Below are 237 nucleotides of genomic sequence, written 5' to 3' on the forward strand. Positions count from 1 at the left end.
CGACGGAGCCCGCGAAGTACGAGCCCGACCAGAGCTTGTTGGCTCGGTAGTAGTGGCGCACCAGGTCGGGGAACTCCTGCCGAAGGCGACGCGAGGACACGCCCTTGAGACTGTTGACCAGGCGGGCCACGGCCACCTTGGGCGGGAAGTTGACGAGCAGGTGGACGTGGTTGTTCTCGCCGTTGAACTCGACCAGCTCGGCCTCGAAGTCGGCGCACACGTCCCGCATGATCTCCT

The 237-nt window shown here is 65.4% G+C and carries 1 protein-coding gene; it reads right to left on the reverse strand.

Going from position 1 to position 237, the window contains the following annotated elements:
* Positions 1-237: IS200/IS605 family transposase (tnpA, locus tag QSK32_RS45430; protein WP_285475574.1), on the reverse strand; the 237-nt coding region annotated here is incomplete at both ends.

Source organism: Actinoplanes sp. NBRC 101535 (assembly GCF_030269225.1).
Classification (GTDB): domain Bacteria; phylum Actinomycetota; class Actinomycetes; order Mycobacteriales; family Micromonosporaceae; genus Actinoplanes; species Actinoplanes rectilineatus.